The organism is Marinobacterium profundum (genome assembly GCF_001528745.1).
GTDB classification, from domain to species: domain Bacteria; phylum Pseudomonadota; class Gammaproteobacteria; order Pseudomonadales; family Balneatricaceae; genus Marinobacterium_A; species Marinobacterium_A profundum.
Window position 1 is genome coordinate 1 of sequence record NZ_BCNS01000094.1, and the last position, 3,409, is coordinate 3,409.

At 59.0% G+C, this 3,409-nt stretch carries 3 protein-coding genes; all 3 read right to left on the reverse strand.

The genetic code is table 11. From position 1 onward, the window contains the following. Positions 1 to 40: 40 nt before the first annotated feature. Positions 41 to 1,108 (reverse strand): Leu/Phe/Val dehydrogenase, encoded by a 1,068-nt coding sequence (locus MPRO_RS07300; protein ID WP_067289583.1) that lies wholly within the window; start codon positions 1,106 to 1,108, stop codon positions 41 to 43. A 277-nt stretch (positions 1,109 to 1,385) separates the two neighbouring features. Continuing rightward, positions 1,386 to 2,483, reverse strand: coding sequence for a tetratricopeptide repeat protein (locus MPRO_RS07305; RefSeq protein ID WP_067289586.1), 1,098 nt, complete (start codon positions 2,481 to 2,483; stop codon positions 1,386 to 1,388). A gap of 330 nt (positions 2,484 to 2,813) precedes the next feature. Beyond that, positions 2,814 to 3,272: a LysE family transporter gene (locus MPRO_RS07310; protein ID WP_281177152.1), complete on the reverse strand. Its 459-nt coding sequence runs from the start codon at positions 3,270 to 3,272 to the stop codon at positions 2,814 to 2,816. Positions 3,273 to 3,409: the final 137 nt, after the last annotated feature.

The following is a 3,409-nucleotide window of genomic DNA, read 5'->3' on the forward strand; positions in this document are numbered from 1 at the left end:
GGACTTGGCCGATCGTAGCGAGGGTAAGTCCGACAGGCTGCTAGTGTGCATTCACAGCCACCTTTTTATGGTTGTCGAGAGCCTGGACTTGGGCCGCGATAATGGCCTCGGCTCGCTGGTCGGCAAGCAGGCTGGTGGCCGTATCCAGGGCGTCGGCCTGGCGGAACAGCGCCTGGAGTTCTGTGCCGATCTGGTGCACTTTGGTGCTGATTTCCTGAGCTGGTGCCCGGGCATGGTTCAGGGCAACAAACACAAGGCCGCCGGCGTTGATCAGATAGTCAGGCGCATACAGAATACCGCGCTTATGCAGTATTTCACCGTGGCGTTCTTCCGCCAGCTGATTGTTGGCCGAGCCCGCAATGATGCCGCTGCGCAGTTTTGGGATGCTGTCGTCATTGAGGATAGCGCCCAGGCCGCAGGGGCTGAATACATCGGCCTCTACCCCATAGATGTCGTTGGCATCGACACGCCGTGCGCCGAAGGCCTGCACCGCCCTGGCACAGCGTTCGGCATCCAGATCACAGACGGTGAGCTGGACGCCAGCTTCGTGCAGTAGCCTGGCGACCTCAAAGCCGACGTGACCAAGCCCCTGCAGCGCGACCCTAATACCGCACAGGGAATGGCGCCCGAGGCGGTGGCGCACGGCGCTGCCAATACCCTCGAAGACGCCAAGGGCCGTGGAAGGCGAGGGATTACCGGTGCGGCTGGTGCAACTCACCCAATGGGTACGGGTTGCGATGGCGTCCATATCTGCCACCTGGGTGCCGCTGTCCATGGCGGTGATGTAGCGCCCGCCCAGGTTGTCGATAAACTGTCCGAAGGCGTTCATCAGGGCACGGCGATCATAGTTTCCCGCGGGCTGCATGATGACCGCCTTGGCGCCGCCATGGGGCAAGCCTGCCAGCGCGGCCTTGTAGCTCATGCCCCTGGCGAGACGAATGGCATCGGTGATGGCGTCCGTATCGCTGGCATAGGGGATCAGGCGGCAGCCACCGATAGCGGGACCCAGGACGGTGGAGTGGATGGCGATAATGGCACGCAAGCCCGTTTTCGGGTCCGCGGCAAAATGAAGGTCTTCAAGACCTGCGTTTTCCATCTGTGCAAACATGACCAGATCCTCCGTGCAGCGAACGGGTGCTGCTCTGAGCGGCTTTTTGCGCGGGCAGGTGCCTGCCCGGTACCTTTTGGATAGCACAGGTTTGATGAAAGTTCAGGCGGGTAAATTAAAATAAGTGTTTGATTTTGCAGGTGCGTAACCGGCGATAGGCAGCGCTGGCGGGGGCTGTGGCGGTATTCTTGCTAATGGGTTGCAGACGAAAAATAAAACGCGCGCAAAAAGAACGCGCATTAGCTGGATTGAGTGTGACGGGGTCTGCAGGTGGCGTTTACTGCAATGGTTGCTCAGCGCTGATGCGCCAGCTTGAATCCATGCGAATAAGGCTCAGGACGCGCTGCACCGGGTTGCCTTCCTGGGAAGGCAGAGGGCCGGCCTGCAGAGTCACCTCGACCCAGTCCGATGTCATTAGGGCGAGTTCATAGGCCTGTAGCTGCAGGGCGGGCGCTGGAGTGTCCAGAGACTTCAGCCACTGTGCATGGTCTGTTTTGCTGTTGGGCCTAAAACCCGGGATATAGAGAGCGGCGCGCTGCTGTGCAGGATAGGACGGGCTTTTTGCCCAAGACTCCAGCGTACCTTCAACCTCAGCGGTGATCGATAGGGTGCTATCGGTATCCTGGCCGGGTTCCAGAATGTCGAGGCGCAGGGCAGGGCGGTTGCGGCGCAGGCCCAGGGCGTCACTGTAGGTGTTGCCCGCCAGTGCGCCATAAAGGCTGCGCAAGTTGGCATGAATGGTGGCGTAATAGGGGTGGGTTGAAAGTGCCCGCTGCAACTGGCTGATAGCCTCGCTGTACTGGCCCGTTTCCGCCAGCATAACACCCAGGTTGTTATAGGCTTCGGGGCGTTGGGGGTAAAGCGGGATCAGTTGGCTTAGCTGTTCCTGCGCATGCTGATAGAAGCCCTGTCGGTAGAGCGACTGGGCTTCTTCCAGGCTATTCCGATAGTTGGCATTGGCCAGCAGAGTGGGCAGTGGCGGGGCAGGTTTTGGCTCGGGCGCTGCCTGCGGTGCAACTGGAGGCGGCAGAATAACATCGGACTCATCGCTGCTTGCGATACTGTCGGCCCGGGCGTCTTTTTCGTTGTTAAGCCAGTTTTTTATCTCGGCCAAATCCGCATAGAGTGCATCGTCTGTCAGGTTGCCACTGCTGCGCGGGGTGGTTGGAGCAGGTTCCACACTGGCCTGTACACTGGGGTCGCAGCTGAAGGATTCGGTATCACCGCCACGCAGGCAATAGGGCGAGTCGGGGCGTGCTACGTTCTGCGGTGCTGGCCCGCCGCTGCAGCCGGCCAGAATGGCTACGAGTAGTGTGCCGAGGGCCAGGGTCCTTGCGGTGCCTCGTGTCAAGCGAGCGGGTGGTACAAGATGCATAGATCGACTCATCGTACTTACAAAACCCCTGTGAAAGCCTGCGCAGCGATAGGTATCGCGTTTACGCTGTCAGTTATGTGCCCCCGAGAGTACCAGACCTGCGCCTATTAATGCGCAGCCGGTGATTCGGTTCTGTGTTCGGCGTGCCTTGGCATCCTGCATAAAATGACGCAGTTTTGATGCTATTAACCCGGCGGGTTAATACATGAAGCATGGACGCTTCATCATTGGCCGTAGGCCAATGCGAACGCCAGCAAAACCAGCATGTCCACGCACCTGCGCCCGTTTTGATGGCGTGACGGACAAATAGGGAGGGAACCTATTTGTCCGTCAGGTTAATAGCAGACTATATCCGGTCATGACGCACCAGTCGACGGCTACCAGGGTGGTGCCTATGACCAGCAATTGCGGTAGCTGTGGTTGCGCGGGGTCGAGAAACTGTGGAATCAGCGCCAGCAGAAATACCAGCCCCTTGGGGTTGGTGATATTAATCAGCAGGCTCTGGCCGAAGGCTCCACTCCAGTTGCATGGGCGGTCCTGATTCAGGTCCAGTTCTGCCCGGTCACGCCATTGCTGGATACCGAGCCATACCAGATAGGCAACCCCAAGCCATTTTATGGCGCTGAACAGGGTCACCGATGCGGCGACCAGACTGCCAAGCCCGACCCCTACTATGACGATCTGGATGCCGTAACCGCAGATCAGACCGAGAATGGCCGGCTGAGCGCGGCCCAGGCCCTGGCTCAAACCGTAACTCATGGCGGTGACGGCGCCGGCGCCCGGCGACAAGCTGATGAGGGTCGCGGCCCCTAGCAGCCTGTCGGACTTAACACTGATCTACTGCGGAAAAGCCGAATTTGGTCAATTTATGTACTCTTTTTTGTTGAATAGAACCACTATTCGCCTCAAAAGAGCTCAAAAACTGC